This window comes from Aquimarina latercula DSM 2041 (assembly GCF_000430645.1).
In the GTDB taxonomy this organism is placed as follows: domain Bacteria; phylum Bacteroidota; class Bacteroidia; order Flavobacteriales; family Flavobacteriaceae; genus Aquimarina; species Aquimarina latercula.
This window is the reverse complement of sequence record NZ_KE387187.1, coordinates 216,705-236,343: the sequence shown is the minus strand read 5'-3', so window position 1 is coordinate 236,343 and position 19,639 is coordinate 216,705. Positions and strand designations below refer to the sequence as shown.

16 protein-coding genes are annotated in these 19,639 nt (G+C 30.7%); all 16 read left to right on the top strand.

Annotated elements, in window-relative coordinates:
• Positions 1-119 precede the first annotated feature (119 nt).
• The 16 genes from H526_RS0127605 (at position 120) to H526_RS0127530 (ending at position 19,618) form a co-directional block, all read left to right on the top strand.
• Positions 120-1,859 (top strand): DUF4397 domain-containing protein, encoded by a 1,740-nt coding sequence (locus tag H526_RS0127605; RefSeq protein ID WP_027395897.1) that lies wholly within the window; start codon positions 120-122, stop codon positions 1,857-1,859.
• A 406-nt stretch (positions 1,860-2,265) separates the two neighbouring features.
• Positions 2,266-2,829 (top strand): hypothetical protein, encoded by a 564-nt coding sequence (locus H526_RS31355; protein ID WP_027395896.1) that lies wholly within the window; start codon positions 2,266-2,268, stop codon positions 2,827-2,829.
• A gap of 7 nt (positions 2,830-2,836) precedes the next feature.
• On the top strand, positions 2,837-3,418 hold the full coding sequence (locus H526_RS0127595; RefSeq protein WP_027395895.1) for an acyltransferase: 582 nt from the start codon (positions 2,837-2,839) through the stop codon (positions 3,416-3,418).
• Complete coding sequence (locus tag H526_RS0127590; RefSeq protein ID WP_027395894.1) at positions 3,415-4,389, top strand: Gfo/Idh/MocA family protein; 975 nt, start codon at positions 3,415-3,417, stop codon at positions 4,387-4,389. The genes H526_RS0127595 and H526_RS0127590 overlap by 4 nt, the downstream gene beginning before the upstream one ends.
• Positions 4,390-4,423: 34 nt before the next feature.
• Positions 4,424-5,869 (top strand): lipopolysaccharide biosynthesis protein, encoded by a 1,446-nt coding sequence (locus H526_RS0127585; protein ID WP_027395893.1) that lies wholly within the window; start codon positions 4,424-4,426, stop codon positions 5,867-5,869.
• On the top strand, positions 5,866-6,942 hold the full coding sequence (locus H526_RS0127580) for a glycosyltransferase family 4 protein (RefSeq protein ID WP_027395892.1): 1,077 nt from the start codon (positions 5,866-5,868) through the stop codon (positions 6,940-6,942). Before H526_RS0127585 ends, H526_RS0127580 begins: the two co-directional genes overlap by 4 nt.
• The gene (locus H526_RS0127575; protein ID WP_035086862.1) at positions 6,939-8,348 is read left to right on the top strand and encodes a glycosyltransferase family 39 protein; all 1,410 of its coding nucleotides are present in this window, start codon (positions 6,939-6,941) and stop codon (positions 8,346-8,348) included. Before H526_RS0127580 ends, H526_RS0127575 begins: the two co-directional genes overlap by 4 nt.
• Positions 8,349-10,091 (top strand): hypothetical protein, encoded by a 1,743-nt coding sequence (locus H526_RS0127570; protein WP_027395890.1) that lies wholly within the window; start codon positions 8,349-8,351, stop codon positions 10,089-10,091.
• The gene (locus tag H526_RS30375) at positions 10,084-11,106 is read left to right on the top strand and encodes an ATP-grasp domain-containing protein (protein WP_051336396.1); all 1,023 of its coding nucleotides are present in this window, start codon (positions 10,084-10,086) and stop codon (positions 11,104-11,106) included. Before H526_RS0127570 ends, H526_RS30375 begins: the two co-directional genes overlap by 8 nt.
• A gap of 8 nt (positions 11,107-11,114) precedes the next feature.
• Complete coding sequence (locus H526_RS0127560; protein WP_027395889.1) at positions 11,115-12,035, top strand: glycosyltransferase family 4 protein; 921 nt, start codon at positions 11,115-11,117, stop codon at positions 12,033-12,035.
• A 10-nt stretch (positions 12,036-12,045) separates the two neighbouring features.
• On the top strand, positions 12,046-13,032 hold the full coding sequence (locus H526_RS0127555; protein ID WP_027395888.1) for a lipid II:glycine glycyltransferase FemX: 987 nt from the start codon (positions 12,046-12,048) through the stop codon (positions 13,030-13,032).
• Entirely contained in the window at positions 13,033-14,100 is a 1,068-nt protein-coding gene (locus H526_RS0127550) for a DUF354 domain-containing protein (protein WP_027395887.1), read from the top strand.
• Positions 14,100-14,849: a polysaccharide deacetylase family protein gene (locus tag H526_RS0127545; protein ID WP_027395886.1), complete on the top strand. Its 750-nt coding sequence runs from the start codon at positions 14,100-14,102 to the stop codon at positions 14,847-14,849. The genes H526_RS0127550 and H526_RS0127545 overlap by 1 nt, the downstream gene beginning before the upstream one ends.
• 435 nt (positions 14,850-15,284) lie before the next feature.
• Positions 15,285-16,427 (top strand): sugar transferase, encoded by a 1,143-nt coding sequence (locus tag H526_RS30370; RefSeq protein ID WP_051336395.1) that lies wholly within the window; start codon positions 15,285-15,287, stop codon positions 16,425-16,427.
• A gap of 34 nt (positions 16,428-16,461) precedes the next feature.
• Complete coding sequence (locus H526_RS0127535; protein WP_035086922.1) at positions 16,462-17,241, top strand: polysaccharide biosynthesis/export family protein; 780 nt, start codon at positions 16,462-16,464, stop codon at positions 17,239-17,241.
• 28 nt (positions 17,242-17,269) lie between these two features.
• The gene (locus H526_RS0127530; protein WP_027395884.1) at positions 17,270-19,618 is read left to right on the top strand and encodes a GumC family protein; all 2,349 of its coding nucleotides are present in this window, start codon (positions 17,270-17,272) and stop codon (positions 19,616-19,618) included.
• Positions 19,619-19,639: the final 21 nt, after the last annotated feature.

Here is a 19,639-nt window from a genome sequence, read left to right as displayed (position 1 = left end):
ATTTGGTTTTTTATAACATTTTATTGGTAAAATTTTATTAAATGTTCGAATGCTTAAGGTTTTTAAATACCTTAAATTGAGTGTGTTAAGCAAATTATTACACACTAATCGTCATAACCATGAAAAAATCAACTTACTTATTTACGTTAGTTTTCCTGTTAATAGGGAATTATACAATCGCTCAAACAGCGAGAGTTCAGTTAATACATAATTCACCAGATTTGGCTGCCGCCACGGTGGATGTTTATATAAATGGAAGTATCCCAGATGCTTCTTTGGATAACATAATGTTTCGAACAGCTTCTCCATTTTTAACCGTTCCAACAGATACGGCATTAACAATTGATATTACTGCTCCTGATGCAGTGGATAATAGTAGTCCTATTTTTACCAAACAACTAAACCTAGCAGATGGATTTACATATATTTTGGTTGCTGATGGTATAGTAAGTGACACAGGATATGAACCTAATATTCCTTTTGATGTTTTTAGTTATGCTTTTGGACAAGAATCTGGATTAAATGGAGCTTCTAATACGGATATTGTTTTGCATCACGGAGGAGTGGATGCTCCAACAGAGATTGATATTATTGATGGAGCGGCAGCACCGGGAGCACCAGCAATCTTTAATAGTGCTGATTATGGAACTTTTGTTGGAAGAGATAATTCTGAAACTACTAATGGAAGATATAAATCATTGCCTTCTATTGATTATGTTATAAAGGTTACTGATGAAGCTACTGTAGAAACTATAGAAGCTTATGATGCCACGTTAACCGATTTAGAAGGGGTTAATTTAGCTGGTGATGCAGTTGTACTTGTTGCTAGTGGATTTTTAGATCCTACGGTAAATAGTGATGGAGCTGATTTTGGATTATTCGTGTTTAGTGCACTTGGAGGAGGTGGCGTTGGATTAGAAATTCCTGCAGTTCCTAAGGCTTCAGTTCAGTTGATTCATAATAGTCCGGATGCTGGCCCAGTAGATGTTTATGTAGAAAATGTATTAACATTTGAGGATGTGAATTTTAGAGTAGCGAGCCCTTTTTTCGAAACGTTTGCAAAAATTAACCTCAAAATTGATGTTAGACCTGCTAATGCTACTGCTACTTCTATTCCAGTTTTATCGGAAATAGTAACTCTAGATGAAAATAACGATTATATTATTGTGGTAGATGGTTTAGTTAATGGTTCTGGCGCTAGTGCATTGAATTATGAAATATATGATTTAGCAAGACAAGCAGCTAATGATAATACTAAAGTAGATGTTTTAGTACATCACGGATCACCAGATACTCCATCAGTAGATATTTTCGAAACAGCAATTACAAATGGAGCGGAATTAGTTGATAATATTTCATATACCGATTTTGACGGATACCAAACATTAGATCCTGCAGCTTATGTTTTGGAGGTAAGAGAAGAAGGAACAACAAATGTGCTTAATGAAGGTAATGCGGATATATCAGGATTTATTGGGCAATCTATAACAATTATAGCAAGTGGTTTGCTTACACCTTCATCAGGAAATGAAGATCAAGCGTTAGAGTTGTATGTGTTTACTTCTAGTGGAGGTGCAGGTATTGGATTAGGAAATACACTTTCTGTAGATGAATTTAATGAAAGTAATACACGAATTTGGCCGAACCCTGTATTATCCGAAGTAAATATTCAAATCCCTTTTTTATATAATAAAGGAACTGTTCAAATTTTTGATATTATAGGAAAACAAATGATTTCAGAGAATTTAGAGAAGAATACAGTAAATACTGTTGATGTTTCTCAACTTGGAACAGGGATATATATTCTTCAATTAAATATTGATGACAAAAACCTTACTACTAAAATTGAAATTAGATAGAATTTTTTAACATATTAATTTTAAAAGCATTTATATAGAAAACAGGTCGCCTTTTGGTAACCTGTTTTTTTATAAAATGAAGTTTGTAATTCTAGTTTTGTTTTACAGTTAACGAAAATTTTGCGTTTTGATCGATAATAAGCACTTTTTAAAATACGCAATAGAAGTATTAAGATTGAAAATTGTAAAATTCGTGATATATAAGAAAAATTGTGATTAAAAATAACCTGATTATGATTGTCTATTTAGGTTGTACTAATTGCTATAAACTTATCAGAGTAATGAAAAATATGTGTATTCCAAAGCTGTAAAATGTTATGGAGGTATACGAATAAATGTTCTCTTTACGTTATGATTAATAAAATGTATGATGAAAGTTGTTAGCATATGCTTATGTCTTTTTTTTATGTTTACGACGATAGATGTTAACTCACAAGCATATCTTGATGATGATAATCCTTGGATTCTTGGATTTGGATTAAATGTGATTTATGATTCTGGAGAAGGAATTAATGGAGTTTTTGATGTTAAAGACAACTATAATTATAGTAATCCATTTAGAATTGTCATAGAGAAAAGATTTAAGAATGATTATGGTTTTGAAGTTGCTGGATCTTTTAATAGATTTTTGGAAGGTAAAAATGTAAATGGAAGTATAGCAAGAGAGGATACCAATTTTTTTGGAATAGAAGGAATGTTTAAATATTACCTAACAAATCTATATCTTAATAAGTATAGAGCAATGTATGAAGGGTATATGAGTTCTGGCGTTGGCGTTGGATTTTATAATGGCGAAATGGCAACAACGGCTAATGTTGGTATAGGTGTTAATTACTATATTACTGAGAGTTTACGTCTTAATGGACAGGTTACTGGAAATTTTTCAGTGGATAATAGTAAAGTAGGAAGTAATTATATTCAATATAACCTTGGTTTTATTATAAGACTTAAGGATGATGATTTTAACTAAATAATAAATGGACCAAGAATATTTTGTGCACAAATCATCTTATGTGGATGATAACTGTAGCATTGGTAAAGGAACCAAAATATGGCATTTTTCTCATATAATGTCTTCAAGTCAAATTGGAGAAAATTGTAATATAGGACAAAATGTAGTGATATCTCCAGAAGTGATTATTGGTAATAATGTGAAAATTCAGAATAATGTATCAGTATATACAGGAGTGATCTGTGATGATGATGTTTTTCTGGGGCCTTCTTGCGTATTTACCAATGTGATTAATCCAAGAAGTGCAGTTAATAGGAGAGGGCAATATACTAAAACTCATATCGGCAAAGGTGCTTCCATTGGAGCGAATGCTACCATTGTATGCGGGCATGATATAGGTGCATATGCTTTTATAGGCGCTGGAGCTGTAGTAACAAAAACTATTAAATCATATGCTCTAGTAGTTGGTAATCCAGCAAAACAAATAGGTTGGATGAGTGAATATGGACATCGATTAAATTTTGATACCAATGGATGGTCTGTTTGCCCAGAAAGTAACGAAACATATAGATTAGAAAATAAAACTGTCTCAAAACAAAAAAAATGAACAAAAACTTTGCTATTGTAGGGGTAGGAGGATATATCGCACCCCGTCATTTGAAAGCTATTAAGGATACCAATAATAATTTAATCGCAGCCTTAGATAAATTCGACAGTGTTGGAATTATGGATAGTTATTTTCCGGAAGCTCATTTTTTTGTGGAGTTCGAAAGGTTTGATAGGCATATAGAGAAAATAAAAAGGAGGAAAAACATAGCATTAGATTATGTTAGTATCTGTACTCCTAATTACCTTCATGATTCTCATATAAGGATGGCATTACGAAGAGGAGCACATGCTATTTGTGAAAAACCAATAGTTATAAATCCTTGGAATGTGGATCAGCTGATAGAGATTGAAAATGAATCAGAACATAATGTATATTCGATTTTGCAGCTTAGAATTCATGAAAGTATTATTGCTTTAAAAAAGAAAGTTGATCAAGGACCAAAAGATAAAATATATGATATTGACTTAACATATCTAACTTCTAGAGGAAATTGGTATTATACTTCTTGGAAAGGGGATGTTTCTAAATCTGGAGGAATAGCAACAAATATAGGAGTGCATTTTTATGACATGTTATCGTGGATATTTGGTAAAGTAACTAAAAATGTGGTTCATAAACTTACCGATGATACGGCTGCAGGATATTTAGAATTTGAGAAAGCAAGAGTACGATGGTTTTTATCTATTGATTACAATAATATTCCTGAAAAGGTTAAAAAAGAAGGAAAAAGAACTTACCGATCAATTACCGTAAATGGAGAAGAAATTGAATTTAGTGGAGGATTTACTGAATTGCATACAAATAGTTACAAATCAATCCTAAATGGCAATGGTTATGGACTAAAAGATGCAAGACAATCTATAGAAATTGTTCACGATATCCGAAATGCTTCTATTTCCGAATTAAAGAATGATTATCATCCTTTTCTAAAGTCTACTAAGGATGGACTTTTAAAAAGTAATGTTTAATCTCATAGATTAAACATTTAAATTATTTGGATAAGTGACCAGCCTCAAGAAAAAAGCTGTTGGCGGAGTAATCTGGAGTGGCGTAGATAAATCATCAACGATGTTGATACAATTTGTTTTTGGAATTGTATTAGCCCGTTTATTATTGCCTGAAGATTATGGACTTATAGGAATGATCACTATTTTTATAACCGTATCTCAGGCTATTGTAGAAAGTGGTTTCAGTAGAGCTCTGATCCAAAAAAAAGAAGCAAATCAGATAGATTATTCTACAACCTTCTTTTTTAACTTTTTGATAAGTATCTGTATTTATGGAATACTTTATATAGTAGCTCCTTTTATTGCGGACTTTTATGAAGAGCCTTTGTTGATAGACCTTATTAAAGTAGTTGGCCTTAATGTAATTGTTTCATCTTTTGCGATCATTCAGAGAACTATTTTGATTAAAAAAATCAATTTTAAGGCACAAGCTATTGTGAATATTACTTCTGGCTTAATCGGTGCTTTTGTTGGGATTGGTTGTGCACTCTCAGGTTTAGGAGTATGGTCATTGGTGTTACAATATTTATCTAGAAATTTTGCTACTTCAGTCTTGTTTTGGATTTTTAATGATTGGAGACCTTCCTTTATATTTAGTATAAACGCATTAAAAAAACTATTTAATTTTGGGTCAAAAATTTTAGCATCTACATTATTATATGCTGCTTTTCAAAATATATATTTAGTAGTAATTGGTAAAATATACAAATCTGAAGAATTAGGGTATTATACCCGAGCTACTCTTTTTAAGCAAATTCCCGCAACATTAGTAACAACGATCATGCAAAATGTTACATTTCCTATATTGGTAGATGTTATAGAAGATGATGAACGTGTTAGGAAAATTATGAAAAGAAGTGTTCGGTTAACTTCCTTTCTTCTTTTTCCTATGATAACTATTTTAATAGCTTTTGCAAATCCACTAGTACTAGTGTTATTAACAGAAAAATGGTTACCAACAGTTGTTTTACTTCAAATTTTGGCAATTGGAGTTATATTTTTTCCTATCAATGCGATCAACTCTAATTTTATTAATGCAAAAGGACGTTCTGATTTATTCTTAAAATTAGAAATTATTAATAATATTCTCATTGTAATAACATTGGGTATCACCTATAGTTTTGGGATAGAAATAATCGCTGTGGGATATGTCATAGTATCATTTATAGGCTTTTTTACATATGCTTATTATAGTGGAAAATATATCGGTTATTCTGGTTTCAAACAAATAATTGACATGTTACAATATGCCTTTGTTAGTATATTTTTAACTGCAGGGAGCTATTTTTTGTGGAGTTTTATAGAGGATCAATTATTATATCTTGTATTAGGAATATGTACTGTAGGAATTGGATATATAGTCTGCGCGCATCTTTTGAAATTTGACGAATATGAAGAAATAAAATCTATTATCAGAAAGAAAATAGGAAAAGCATCTTGAGAGTTATACATATCATATCAACTTTAAATTTAGGTGGTGCTGAGAATTTTGTGGTTCAATTCGCTAACCAACAATCTGAGACTGATGAAATAATAGTCGTTGTACTGAGGCAATCAGATGCATATCATAATTATATTTCTAAAATTAACGCTAGAATAAAGTTGATTCAGCTTGATTGGAAAAAGAAGTATAGTGGTATTCAATTTATTGAATTAGATCGGATTTTAAAAATAGAACGACCCGATATCATTCATGTGCATTTACACAATCCACTATATTATGTATACGGATTATCATTCATAAGAAAGAAGTATAAGTATGTGCATACCATGCATAATAGTTTTACTATTTGGAAACCAGTTATGAGGTTGTGCAATAGGTTACGATTTTTAAATAACAGTGTATTGCACATTTGTGTGTCAAGATCAATTTATGAAGAATTAAAACTGAATTTTCCTAAATTAAAAACTACATATGTAGAAAACGGAATACAAAGGTATCAACCACTAAGAAGTCAGCAGCAGGTTAAAGATTATTGGAATCAAAGTTTGAAATGTAAGGAAACGGATTTTAAATTTTTAATGATAGCTAATAATTCTCCATTTAAAAATGTTTCATTACTGATTGATGCCTGTAAGATTTTACAAATGAAGTATCCTCAAATAAAGTGTTTAGTGGTAGGCAACGTAAGCGAAGAGAAAAGAATATCTGAAAACATTTTTTTCTCTGGAGTACAGAATGATGCTGCTGATTTTATAACACAAGCAGATGCTTTATGTGTGGTTTCTACAGAAGAGGGAATGCCAATTGTTGCTTTAGAAGCCTTATCCTTGGGAGTTCCTGTAATTTCTACTCCTGCAGGAGGAATGAAGGACGTAGTTAATCATGGATATAATGGATTTATTACAAAGGATTTTACAATAGAATCATTTTGTAACAATGTTTTAACCTTTTTACGGTTATCAGAAGAAGAAAGAAAGTTGTTGAAATTAAATGCGAAAGATTCTTTTTCAAAGAAATATTCGATTAATCAAGTTCATCAATCTTACTTAAAAGCTTATAAAGCGCTATGATCTGGAATAAAACATACTCAAGTATTGCAATACTATTTTCAATAGTAGTATTGTTATTCCACATATTGTTGTTTTCGGAGTATACGATGCCATTGTTAATTCTATTAGGAGGATTAGGAACTATATTTCTGTTTTTTGTAGCCTTATATCAATATGCAAAGTATTGGGAATTTACAAAACAATTCAAAAAGAAACTATTTTTACATAGTGTCGTATATAGAACATTGGCGGTAATTGCGATGTATGTGCTTACGATGTCTTTTGATGCGGATAGTCTACCTTTTGAAATTGGTGCGATTGATTCTGTAAATTACCATATTTCGGGAGAATTGGTAGAGCAAGCACTTGAAAAGGGAATTAGCATTCAGAATGAACTATCAGGATTTTGGAAAGGAGCTTCGGATTATGGTTTTTCAGTTATTATTGGTTTTCTATATTATATTTTTGGGGCGTATCCTTTGGTCGTTAAAATCTTTAATATTCTTGTAGGGAGTTTGATAGCAATAAGGATTTATCAAATTACGCAGTATGTTTTTGATGAAAAACGAGCCAGATTATCTGGAATCTTAGTGATGCTAATGCCGCCTCTCTTGTGGTTTAGTAGTATGGTGCTAAAAGAAACCTTTTTGATGTTTATTATTGTCAATGTTGGATATTTGATAATAAAACTAGTACACAATGCTAGGTTTAAGTGGCTTATTTTAGCACTTATTGTCTTTCAGGTAGCAATTACGTTATATTTTAGAACGGTAATAGCTCCTTTATTGTTGATATGTATTTTACTACAGATTATATTTCTAAAAACTAGAAAAAAGAATTATCGTATATTATCTATATGTGTTTCTGTTTTAATGGTCTATGGCAGCTATATTGTTGTGGAACAATTAGGGATGAAGGAGAGTGTTGATACTATTATTGCCGCTAGCCAAAATCAATTTGATAACGAACTGTCATATGCGGCACAATCGAGAGGTATTAGTTATACCAAAGCGATTGTAGCACCTTTATTAATTGCCGGAGCAATTGTTACCCCATTTCCATCCTTATTAAATTTTGAAGAAGCTCAATTAGGAATCTATGCGCATTTTTTTAATGAGATCATACGAAACAGTTTGTACTTTTTTGTTTTTGTTGGACTTTTTAGGATTGTAAAACATAGAAATAAAGGGTCTGTTTTTATATCCAGCTTTTCTATAGGATATATTTTAATTCTAGCAATTTCTGGAATTTCATTTCAAGATAGATTTCAGGTATTAGCATTACCATTTTTAATCATTTTCATGGCAGATGGAATTTTTACAAATTATCTAAAAAAAATAATGCATTGGAAAATATACTTATGCTTCATTTTCCTAGCTATTTTAATGTGGAACTTATTTAAACTTTCTAACAGAGGACTCTTATAAATGATGGATCATTTTATCATATCAAAATCAAAAGATAAATTGCCTAAGGAGCATCAACTAAAATTAACTGATGCTTGGTATCTAAATATTGATGGAGAAAAGTATGAAGAATATCTTGAAGGAGATGTTAGAATACTAGTTTTTGGAGATTATATAGGGACTAAAGAGCAATTGTTTACAATAGATGTTGATCAAATTCCTAAATTGAAAGGTAATTTTTATGCTATTGTAATAGAAGAAAATCACCTGAAAATATATAGTAGTTTTCTAAATGTTCTACCTCTTTATCATACCTCTGATTTTGAATATATATCCTCTTCAATAGAATATATCCGTAAAAAATCAGATAAGAAATTCGAAATGGACAGAAAGTTCATTTTAGAGAGCTTGTTGTTTAATTATGGATTCTTTAATCGAACACTTTATAAAGGAATAGAGCTAGCACCTTGTCATTATTTTTTAGAATTAACTAAAGAAAAAAGTACGATTAAAAAACATTTCGATACGGTATCTCTTTTTACTCAAGAACCTTCTAAAGGATCAAAAACTGCGGATAAAATAAGTGCATTATTCATAGAAACTACTAAAGAGTATTTTCCGAAAGATACTTTTGATATTGCTTTCACTAGTGGTTTTGATGGTCGAACATTAGTAAGTTGCGCTACACATTTTGATAAAAAATTCAATACTTTTTCTTTTGGGAAATTAGAGAATGAGGATGTAGCAATACCAAAAGAGAATGCTAAGGCTATTGATATACCCTATCAATATTTTGATCTGGGGAGCAATGAGTACATAGAAGAACATTACATAAAAAATGCAAATGAATATAATAGTTTATACCCTAGTGGTAATGGATTGATTTATTCGCACTTTTTATACAGTACTAAAGAAATAACTAAAAAATCTAAATATCTTATTTCGGGAGTGGTAGGAAGTGAGTTATTTAGAGCATTGCATTTAACTGGAGCTGTTACTTCACAAGCTTTGGTTGATATTTTTACTAGCACTACTGCAGATGAAATTAAAGATCGAATATTAAATGCAAAACCTTTATTGGTTATTAATAAAGAAGACTTTGCTGGAGAACTAGAAGAGTTAATAGAAGAATTGATTGATTATAAAGAATCAATTCCAAAAGACCTTACCCAAAACCAACAATTCTACACGTTTGTGTTTGAAGAGATTTTTAGGAAATTTTTTGGACAATGGATTTATATCCAAATGATCTATATAAAAGTAAGAACTCCTTTTCTAGATTATACCTTTATAAAGGAGCTTCTAAAAACACAATACGCAGGTGCTAACAACGATTTTTTTACAGAAAACCCTTTGAAAAGAATGAAGGGACAGTACATCTATGCGGACATTATTAAGAAAACAAATACTCAAATATATCATCAAAAAACAGGGAAAGGATATCGACCAAAAGACATAAGAGAACCTTTTGGTTTATTTAATATTTTATTCCCATTTATTAAAAAACGATTAAAAAGAAAAGTTAAACAAACGAATCTGGATAACCTTGGAATTATTTCAGGGACCTTAGCGCAACAGAGCAATTTTAAAAATCTAATCGAAGAAACAGACTGGATAGATCAAAAATATGTACTCAATATTTTAGATAAACTCTCTCCTTATACTAATGAAAAAGAAAGAGATACTTTATTGATGAGTATTTCTCTTATAAGTGCGCTAAAACAAAACCCTAATCAATCAAATAAATACTTGCTTAATGAATAAAATTATAGCACTTACCGATTATAAAGAAAAATTTGGATCCAAGCATTTCGATACTCCTTACCGCAGTGGTATGGATAAAAATAAATTATCAAGTTATTTTAAAGATTCAGACTATGAGATAATTTTTAAATGCTTTAACGAGATATCTGTTCAGGATGAAGATATCAAAAATATTCCTGTAATCTATACCTCTTCAGAAGATATAGGATATCGCTATAAATCATATATAGAAGATGTCGTGTTTGCACTGGAACTTGTAGGGACCAAAGTTCTTCCAGAATATAAGCACCTTAGAGCTAACAATAACAAAGTGTTTATGGAATTAATGCGCGAAGTTTATGATATGCAGCCTCCATTAAAATCAAGAGTTTTTGGTTCCATGTCTGATCTTGAAAAATCGATAGAAGAACTTTCTTTTCCTTGTGTCTTTAAAGAATCAGAGGGGGCGTCTGGTAGGGGAGTAGCCCTCGTAAAAAGTAAGCAAGAATTAATTGCTAAGGTAAAAGCAAGTAGTCAAAAAAGGAACTACCTAGAAGATGCTAAGGATTATGGTAGGGCTTTAAAACATAAAGGGTATATCAAAGAATCTATTTATCGTGATAAGTTTATTGTGCAAGATTTTATTCCTAACCTTAAAAACGATTGGAAAGTATATGTTTTTGGAGATAGACTATATACTTTTAAACGACCGATATTAAAGGGAAGAGGTATTAAAGCAAGTGGTGGTGGATATGATAATTATTTATATGATTTAGATGCTGAGGCGCCAGAAGGAATGTTTGATATGGCGCTCGATGTTTTTCGAAAATTAAATGTACCACATCTTTCTATAGATATAGCATATGATGGAAAACAATTTTATATCATAGAGTTTCAATCTCTGTACTTTGGAACGGCAGGTATACCTTACTCAAAAGGGTATTTTTCTAACAAAAAAGGGCGATGGGAATTTGTAAAGGAAAAATTAGAAATCGAAAAAGTATATGTCGATAGTATCATATCCTTTTTGAAGTAGTAAACAAAATGAATATACTTTTTGTAAGTAGCGGAAATTCTAAAAACGGTATTTCTTCATTGACTAAAAATCAAGGAGAATCTATTATGGAATTAGGTCATCAGGTAACTTTTTTTACCATTAAAGGAAAAGGAGCTATAGGGTATTTTAAAAACATTTTTACGTTAAATAAATTTCTAAAAAACACACATTTTGATGTGGTACACGCGCATTACTCATTAAGCGCTATTGTTGCATCCTTAGCTGGTGCAAAACCCTTGATTGTTTCATTGATGGGGAGTGACGTTAAGGCGTCGGCAATATTAAAATATGTAATCAAACTTTTTAGCTGGTTGTTTTGGAAACAAGTTATTGTAAAATCTCAGGACATGAAGGATGATTCAGGATTAAAGAAAGCCAATGTTATACCTAATGGAGTAAACTTTAAAAAGTTTAAGCAGATTCCTAGATCAGAGGCAATTATAGAAACAGGCTGGGATTATAATAAGAAACATATTTTATTTGCTGCGAACCCTGATAGACCTGAGAAAAATTTTGCATTGGCGAAGAAAGCTTTTTCCTTAATAGATAATGATGAGGTAATATTGCAAAAACTAGAGGATATTCCTAATAAGAAAATGCCATTTTATTTTAACGCATCTGATGTTATCTTATTAACCAGTCTTTGGGAGGGATCACCAAATGTGATTAAAGAAGCAATGGCTTGCAATTGTAAAATTGTAGCTGTTAATGTGGGGGATATAAAACAAGTTATTTCATCCACTAAAGGCTGTTTTGTAACAAAATTTGATCCAAAAGAAATTTCAGAAAAAATAAAAGAAGCCCTCAATTTAGAGGATAAAACCAAAGGAAGAGCAAATATTAATTATTTAGATTCGGAACTAATTGCACATCAATTGGTGAATGTTTATAAAAACTCTCAGCCTTAAGAAACTAAACATGATACAATCCAATATAGATAATATATCAGAAAAACAGTGGACAGAATTGTCTAAATGTAATACGGCCAATTTTTTTCAATCTAAAGTAGCACTTCATTTTTTTGAATCTGTAGGAACTGAAGTTTTTACTTTTGCTTTAGAAAAAGACAAGGAAATTGTAGTTTTTCTTTCAGGAATTATTCAGAAAGAAAAAGGTGTGAAAGCTGGTCTTACTAGTCGCGCGATTATTTATGGTGGTCCAATAATATCAGACAATGCAGAAGAGAAGAATATTTTGGAAGTATTAACATATGCTGTAAGTTATCTTAAAAAGAAAGCAATATATATAGAGATGAGAAATTTAAATGATTATGGAGATTATAAAGAAGTATTCAAAAAAGCAGGTTTTGAGTATGTACCACATCTTAATTTTCATTTAAACTGTGTGGATGAGGCTGTTATGCGTAAACGAATGAGCAGTAGTAAACTAAGACAAGTTAAAAAGAGTTTAAAAGAAGGAGCGGAGATAAAGGAAGCGCAAGATCAAAACGAAATAGAAGCATACTATGCGATTCTTGAGAATTTATATAAGACCAAAGTTAAAACTCCATTGCCTAATTTGGATTATTTTATTAGAATGTGGAAAGATAAGGTTGCTAAGTTTTTTTTGATAATATATAAAGAAGAAGTACTTGGTGGAATTGTATGCCCCGTTTTGGATAACAAAGTTATTTATGAATGGTTCGTTTGCGGTAAAGATGGAGTTTATAAAAATATATACCCTAGTATATTAGCTACTTGGGCAGCAATGGATTACGCTGTTAAAAATAAAATTCCTCGATTTGATTTTATGGGAGCAGGAAAACCTGATGAAGATTATGGTGTACGAGAATTTAAATCTAAATTTGGTGGAGAGCAGGTTGAACACGGTAGATTTCTCAATGTCACACAACCATTATTATATAAAGTAGGAAAAACAGCTGTCAAAATTTTAAAAAGTATTTAAATGCGTATACTTATCGATATAGGTCACCCAGGTCATGTGCATTTGTTTAAGAATTTGGCTAAAGAAATGCAGAAAAAAGGGCATACTTTCTTATTTACATGTAGACAAAAAGAGTTTGAAATAGAACTGATGAAAGCAGAAGGTTTTGAATTTGTCTCATTTGGTAAAAAATATAATTCTACAGTTGGAAAAATGTTTGGATTATTAAAGTTCGATTTCATGACAGTTGTACAAGGACTTAAATTTAAACCAGATTTGTTTATGAGTCACGGGTCACCTTATGCAGCTCATGCCGCAGCAATATTAAGAAAACCTCATGTATCTCTAGAAGATACAGGGAACATGGAACAGGTAAAATTGTATTTGCCGTTTACAAAAAGTGTTTTAACTTCTACATCTTTTCATAAAGATCTGGGGGATAAGCAAATCGAATATGCAGGATATCACGAGTTGGCATATTTACATCCAAATTATTTCACTTCAGATGTTAAAGTTTATGACATTTTGGGTATACCAGAACAAGCTCCTTACGTTGTTTTACGATTTGTGTCTTGGAATGCAAGCCATGATGTTAATCAATCGGGGTTGACTATGACAGAGAAAAGAGAGTTACTTCAACATTTAGATAAAAAATACAAAGTTTTTATTTCTTCAGAAGGTCAGTTACCCGATGAGTTTAAAGAATATCAAATAAAAATACCTCCAGAAAAAATGCATGATGTATTGGCTTTTGCGGAAATGTTCATTGGAGAAGGCGCTACGATGGCGTCAGAAAGCGCAATTTTAGGTACTCCCGCAATATATATAAATAGTATTATGGCAGGTACAATTGATGAGCAGGTAGATTATGGATTACTTTTTAATTTTCAGAAAGGAGAAGGAGTTATGGAGAAAATTAAGGAATTAGAAAATACTTCTAATCTGCAAGAGGCTTTTGGAAAAAAGAGAGAACAACTTTTAAAAGATAAAATAGATGTTACTGCATTTTTAATATGGTTTGTGGAAAATTTTCCTCAGAGCCATCGGACTATGAAAAACGACCCAAAATATTACCATAATTTTAGCTAATGGATTTTACCGTAAAAAAGTATAAGGACTTATTACAGTCATTAATTAATCAAGACTATTCATTTCAGACATTCGAAGAATTCATAAACAGGCCTAATAAAAGAGCCATTGTATTGAGGCATGATGTTGATTTATTACCTCAAAATTCTTTAGAATTTGCAAAAATACAAGCCAATAAAGGAGTGAAAGGAACATATTATTTTAGAGCGGTTCCTCAAAGTTGGGATGAAGATATCATCAAGCAGATAGCGTCTTTAGGACATGAAATAGGATATCACTATGAATGCTTAACAACCTGTAATGGAGATTTGAAAAAAGGGATAGAAGATTTTAGTAAAAACTTAAAAGCGCTTCGTGAGTTGGCTCCGGTAACAACAATCTGTATGCATGGTAGTCCAATGTCTAAGTATGATTCTAAGGATCTTTGGAAAACTTACAATTATAAAGATTTTGAGATTATTGCAGAGCCTTATTTTGATGTAGATTTTGAACAAGTTTATTACATTACAGATACTGGTCGTCGTTGGGATGGTCATGCAGTTAGTGTTAGAGATAAGGTACAAACATCATTTAATAAAACTTTTCATACAACAACGGAAATTATTGAATCATCCGATTCTTTGGCTGATCAATTAATGTTTACATTCCATCCGCAACGATGGAGTGATAACAGAGTATTATGGACTAAAGAACTTATATTACAAAACATGAAAAACCTTGTGAAAAAGTATTTTTTTGTGAGTAAATAAAGAATAGAGCTACAAGGGTTTTGTAATTATTTAAGTCTTTTAAGAATCATAAATACGTTGTAGTAAAAATTGCATTTAAGCAGTTTTTATTTCATTTTATCGAAAAACCATTCAAATTTTTTGGATAAATTATTAAGTAAGTTAGAAACATTTTTAATTTGATTTTAGAAATTTAAATTGATAGTTCATTTAGTCATAGATAACTTGATTTTTGGTTTTATGTGTAAAAGTAACATGTTTAATGTATCTAAAAGTTTTGTCATTAGACTTATATAAGTTGCTTGAAATTAATATAATATTATTTAAATAAAACCGTTGATACGTAGTATAGGGTTTGATAATTAATTATTTACATAGTTCCTAAAATACTATTGTTTTGAATAATTGTTATTCTTTATATGGGTCATTCACACTTAACTAAAGGCTCACACAAAAATGATTACCAAATTTGCCCCATTTGTCGATTCACAAATCGAAAAGTTATTGAGTTCTGAAGATTTAGAGAATGTTTATGCCATCTCTGATCAAGATTGGGACGTCAGTATTAAAGAGTTAGTTGTTAAAGAAGCTGGAGAAGAAATCTTTGATTTTATTTCAGAGTATGCTACTTATAAACCCAATGACGTTCATATTATCTCTACACGAACAAGATTTAATATAGAGAAAATAACGAAAGATAGATATCGAACAATTGTTAATCTTAAGAGGGTTAATGATTTTAGAAGAATAAATAAATACTTTCAGTCTGTTAATTCTAAACTACCTAAGGGAGGAGTTTTTATAAATAAAGTAGAAACTCACGCTGTTCGGAAAAATAGGATTTTCAAAAAACTCCCAAAACCATTAAATTATTTGTATTATTTAGGTGACGTTATTCTTACACGAGTGATTCCTAAATTAAAATGGACCAAGGGATTGTATTTTCATATTACTAAAGGAAAGGGAAGAGTGCTAACAAAAGCAGAAACCTTTGGACGTTTATATTCTTGTGGATTCGAAATTTTAGAAGAAAGAACAATTAATAATGAACTTTATTTTGTAGCTAGAAAAATAAAGGAACCTATTTTTGATCACGATCCAACATATGGTCCTTTGATAAAATTAAATAGATTAGGCGAAAATGGGAAGACGATAAAGGTTTATAAATTTAGAACTATGTATCCGTTTTCTGAATATTTACAACAATATGTTTTTGAAAAAAACAATCTAAAGGAAGGTGGTAAAATCAAAAATGATTTTAGAATATCACATGAAGGAAAAATAATGAGGAAGTATTGGATTGATGAACTTCCGATGATTATTAATTTAATTAAAAATGAAATGAAACTAATCGGAGTAAGACCTTTAAGTAGTCATTACTTTAGCTTATATCCTAAAGAACTTCAGGAAAAAAGAACAAAAGTGAAACCAGGTTTACTTCCACCGTTTTATGCGGATATGCCAAAAACTTTAGACGAGATTGTTGCTTCAGAAACAAAGTATCTGGAAGCATATGAAAAAGCTCCGATAAAAACTGATATCGATTATCTAATTAAAATCATGAAAAATATACTTCTTCGTGGTAAAAGAAGTTGTTAACTTAATTAACCCTTATTCTGTTAAACATTTATACATGATTATTAAAAATTTGAAAAACTTTCCTTTTTTCGTATTGATTATATCTTTGTTAGTTTCTTGTGCTTCTCGTAAAGATGTAGTTTATTTTAAGGATATAAGAAATGCTCAAGAGAAGGAAATTAAAATAGAATACAATACTACGTTTCAAGCAGATGATTTACTGGCTATCACAGTTTCTTCTTCTGATATGCAAGGACTAGAGCCTTTTAACTTACCCGCGGTTTCTTTCAATGCGATTCCAGGTAGTGCAGTTGGACAACAAAAACAGCTTACTTATTTATTAAGAAAAGATGGGACAATTGATTTCCCAGTTTTAGGGAAGGTACCATTGGCTGGATTATCATTAATAGAGGCAACAGAATTACTGAAAACAAAATTATCATCTTATATAAAGACTCCTATAGTCCATATAGAATTGGTTAATTTTAAAGTAACGGTTTTAGGAGAAGTAAATAACCCAGGCACCTATACAATTCCTAACGAACGTATTAGTATTATTGAGGCGTTAGGCTTGGCGGGGGATCTTACTATTACAGGAGTAAGAAATGATATTTTAGTAATTAGAGAACAAGAAGGAGTATATAAATACTATAGAGTAGATATTACTTCTGATCAAATTTTTAATTCCCCAGTTTTTTATTTAAAACAAAACGATGCAATATATGTGACACCTAATAACGCACAGATAAAGTCATCTTCTTACAATAAGAACACTCCAATTTGGATATCTGTAGCATCTGTACTAGTGTCTTTAGGAATATTATTAACACGTTAATTCTGTGGAGATTAAGCAAAATACAAACATGGATTACGAATATCAACAAGAATCAAGTAATCTTACCTTAAAAGATCATATAAGTAAATATCTAAGATTTTGGAAACTGTTTCTTGTATCAGGTATTTTGTTCATCATATTAGCGTTTCTGTATCTAAAATATACATCGGTTCAATATAAGGTAACAGCAACTATTTTGATCAAAGGAGAAAAAACAGGAATGTTATCTGAACTCTCCGCTTTTGAAGATTTAAATATTGTAGAGACAAATAATAAAGAGGTAGAAAATGAAATAGAGATTCTAAAATCTCGACCATTGTTTGAGAATGTAATAAGGAAACTTAATGCGCATCATCAATATTTTACAAAGACAAAGTTTTCGAAAAGATTAGTAGAATTATATGAGAATAAACCTTTTGAAGCCAAGTTTATAAAGGATTCATTGCTACAGGATATATCGGCCGATTTTACAATTACAATTCATTCGAAAAATTCATTTACAATTAAAGAAGAAGAAAAAGATTTTATTAAAGAAGGAGTTTTTGGCGAAGTAATATCAACAAGAATAGGTAATGTTATTCTCGTTCCAGATAATAATTTTATAGAACTTTTTCTAGACAATGAAATTTATCTTTCTGTACAACCAATAATGGATGTGGTAGAAGAGTATAAATCAAAAGTGAGTATCGGTTTGGTTAATAAAGATGCAAATGTGATCTCTTTGAGCATAAATACTACTACTAGAGCGAAGGCTAAAGATCTATTAAATGGATTGATAGAAGAATATAATCTTGATGCCATCAGGGACAAAAACTTGATTTATGAAAATACAGCAAGTTTTATTAAAGAACGACTTACTATTATCAATTCAGAATTATCGGATATAGAACAAGGAGTAGAAGTTTTTAAAACTTCTAATAGTCTAACGAATGTAACCTCTGAAGCGGAATTGTTTTTAGAAAATTCATCCGAAAATAAAAAAGAAGTTCTAGAAACCAGTACTCAAATTGGACTCGTTAACTTTATGAACGATTACTTAAAAAAGAATAGTGAAGGATTATTGCCAGCAAATCTTGGTTTTTCTGATGGTTCTATCTCAGGTACAATTACTCTATATAATGAAATTGCTCTTAGAAGGGATGAGGTACTTAATGGGACTACCCTAAAAAATCCTATTGTTGTTAGCCTAAATGAGAAACTTGAAAACCTCAAATTAAGTTTAAAACAGAGTCTAAATAATCAGAAGACTTCTTTAAAAATTAAATTAAGAAATTTAGAGCGACAAGATGCGGTGATGAATTCTAAAATCAATTCTTTACCTAGACAAGAAAGAGAGTTAAGAGATATCGTTAGACAACAAGAAATTAAGGAAACACTATATCTTTATTTATTACAGAAAAGAGAAGAAACTGCAATTTCACTTGCTGCTACCGTTGCTAATGCAAAAATAATAGAAAGAGCTTATAGCTCTAAATTCCCGGTTAAACCTAAAAAACGTATTGTTTTTCTAGTAACTATACTATTATCCTTTTTGCTGCCCTCAATAGTGATTTTTTTCTATGATCTTTTGGATGTAAAAGTTAAAGGGAAAAAAGAAGTTCAGAAACTTATTGATATACCGATAGTTGCTGAAATACCAGGTACAGATACTAAGGAACAATTTCTTATCTCTAGAGATAATCGCTCTATAGTGGCTGAGTCATTTAGAATTTTTGAGAGTAATCTAAAATTTTTACTTTCTGAAAATGCAGATAAAGGTAAAACTATTTTGGTAACATCTTCTGCTACAGGAGAAGGTAAAACGTTTATTTCTACAAACCTTGCCATTGCTTTAGCTGACCCAGATAAGAAAGTGGCTTTGTTAGGATTAGATCTTAGATCACCTAAAATCTTAGAGTATCTTAATTTAGAAGATTCTGTGGGAGTGACTAACTATATAAGAGATGAAAAACTTGTTTTAGAGGATATTATTATTGGCTTAGACAATGTTCCAAATATGGATGTAATAAATTCTGGAATTATTCCTCCTAATCCAATTGAGTTGTTAAAAAGTAAACGTTTCCAAAAATTAATTATAGCATTAAAAACTCAGTATGATTATGTTGTTATTGATACACCGCCAGTGAGTTTAGTTGCCGATGCATTATTGTTCACGGATTATGTAGATCTATGCATTTATGTAGTAAGATCAGGTTTTACAGATAAGAGACTTTTATCTGTAGCAGATAGCCTTTATCAAAATAAACGTTTTTCTAGTATGACTGTTTTAATTAACGATGTCGAGACACATAGTAAAAATTATTATGGATATACATATGGTGGTGGTGTAATAGAGAAAAAACCGTGGTGGAAGAAGAGAATTATGAATAATAAATAAAGTAAAGAGTTTTTATAACTT

What these genes read in the sequence shown, in the direction of transcription:
- H526_RS0127605 (WP_027395897.1), top strand. Translation starts at nt 120, where the DNA reads ATGAAAAAATCAACTTACTTATTTACGTTAGTTTTCCTGTTAATAGGG.
- H526_RS31355 (WP_027395896.1), top strand. Translation starts at nt 2,266, where the DNA reads ATGTTTACGACGATAGATGTTAACTCACAAGCATATCTTGATGATGAT.
- H526_RS0127595 (WP_027395895.1), top strand. Translation starts at nt 2,837, where the DNA reads ATGGACCAAGAATATTTTGTGCACAAATCATCTTATGTGGATGATAAC.
- H526_RS0127590 (WP_027395894.1), top strand. Translation starts at nt 3,415, where the DNA reads ATGAACAAAAACTTTGCTATTGTAGGGGTAGGAGGATATATCGCACCC.
- H526_RS0127575 (WP_035086862.1), top strand. Translation starts at nt 6,939, where the DNA reads ATGATCTGGAATAAAACATACTCAAGTATTGCAATACTATTTTCAATA.
- H526_RS0127570 (WP_027395890.1), top strand. Translation starts at nt 8,349, where the DNA reads ATGATGGATCATTTTATCATATCAAAATCAAAAGATAAATTGCCTAAG.
- H526_RS30375 (WP_051336396.1), top strand. Translation starts at nt 10,084, where the DNA reads ATGAATAAAATTATAGCACTTACCGATTATAAAGAAAAATTTGGATCC.
- H526_RS0127560 (WP_027395889.1), top strand. Translation starts at nt 11,115, where the DNA reads ATGAATATACTTTTTGTAAGTAGCGGAAATTCTAAAAACGGTATTTCT.
- H526_RS0127555 (WP_027395888.1), top strand. Translation starts at nt 12,046, where the DNA reads ATGATACAATCCAATATAGATAATATATCAGAAAAACAGTGGACAGAA.
- H526_RS0127550 (WP_027395887.1), top strand. Translation starts at nt 13,033, where the DNA reads ATGCGTATACTTATCGATATAGGTCACCCAGGTCATGTGCATTTGTTT.
- H526_RS0127545 (WP_027395886.1), top strand. Translation starts at nt 14,100, where the DNA reads ATGGATTTTACCGTAAAAAAGTATAAGGACTTATTACAGTCATTAATT.
- H526_RS30370 (WP_051336395.1), top strand. Translation starts at nt 15,285, where the DNA reads ATGATTACCAAATTTGCCCCATTTGTCGATTCACAAATCGAAAAGTTA.
- H526_RS0127535 (WP_035086922.1), top strand. Translation starts at nt 16,462, where the DNA reads ATGATTATTAAAAATTTGAAAAACTTTCCTTTTTTCGTATTGATTATA.
- H526_RS0127530 (WP_027395884.1), top strand. Translation starts at nt 17,270, where the DNA reads ATGGATTACGAATATCAACAAGAATCAAGTAATCTTACCTTAAAAGAT.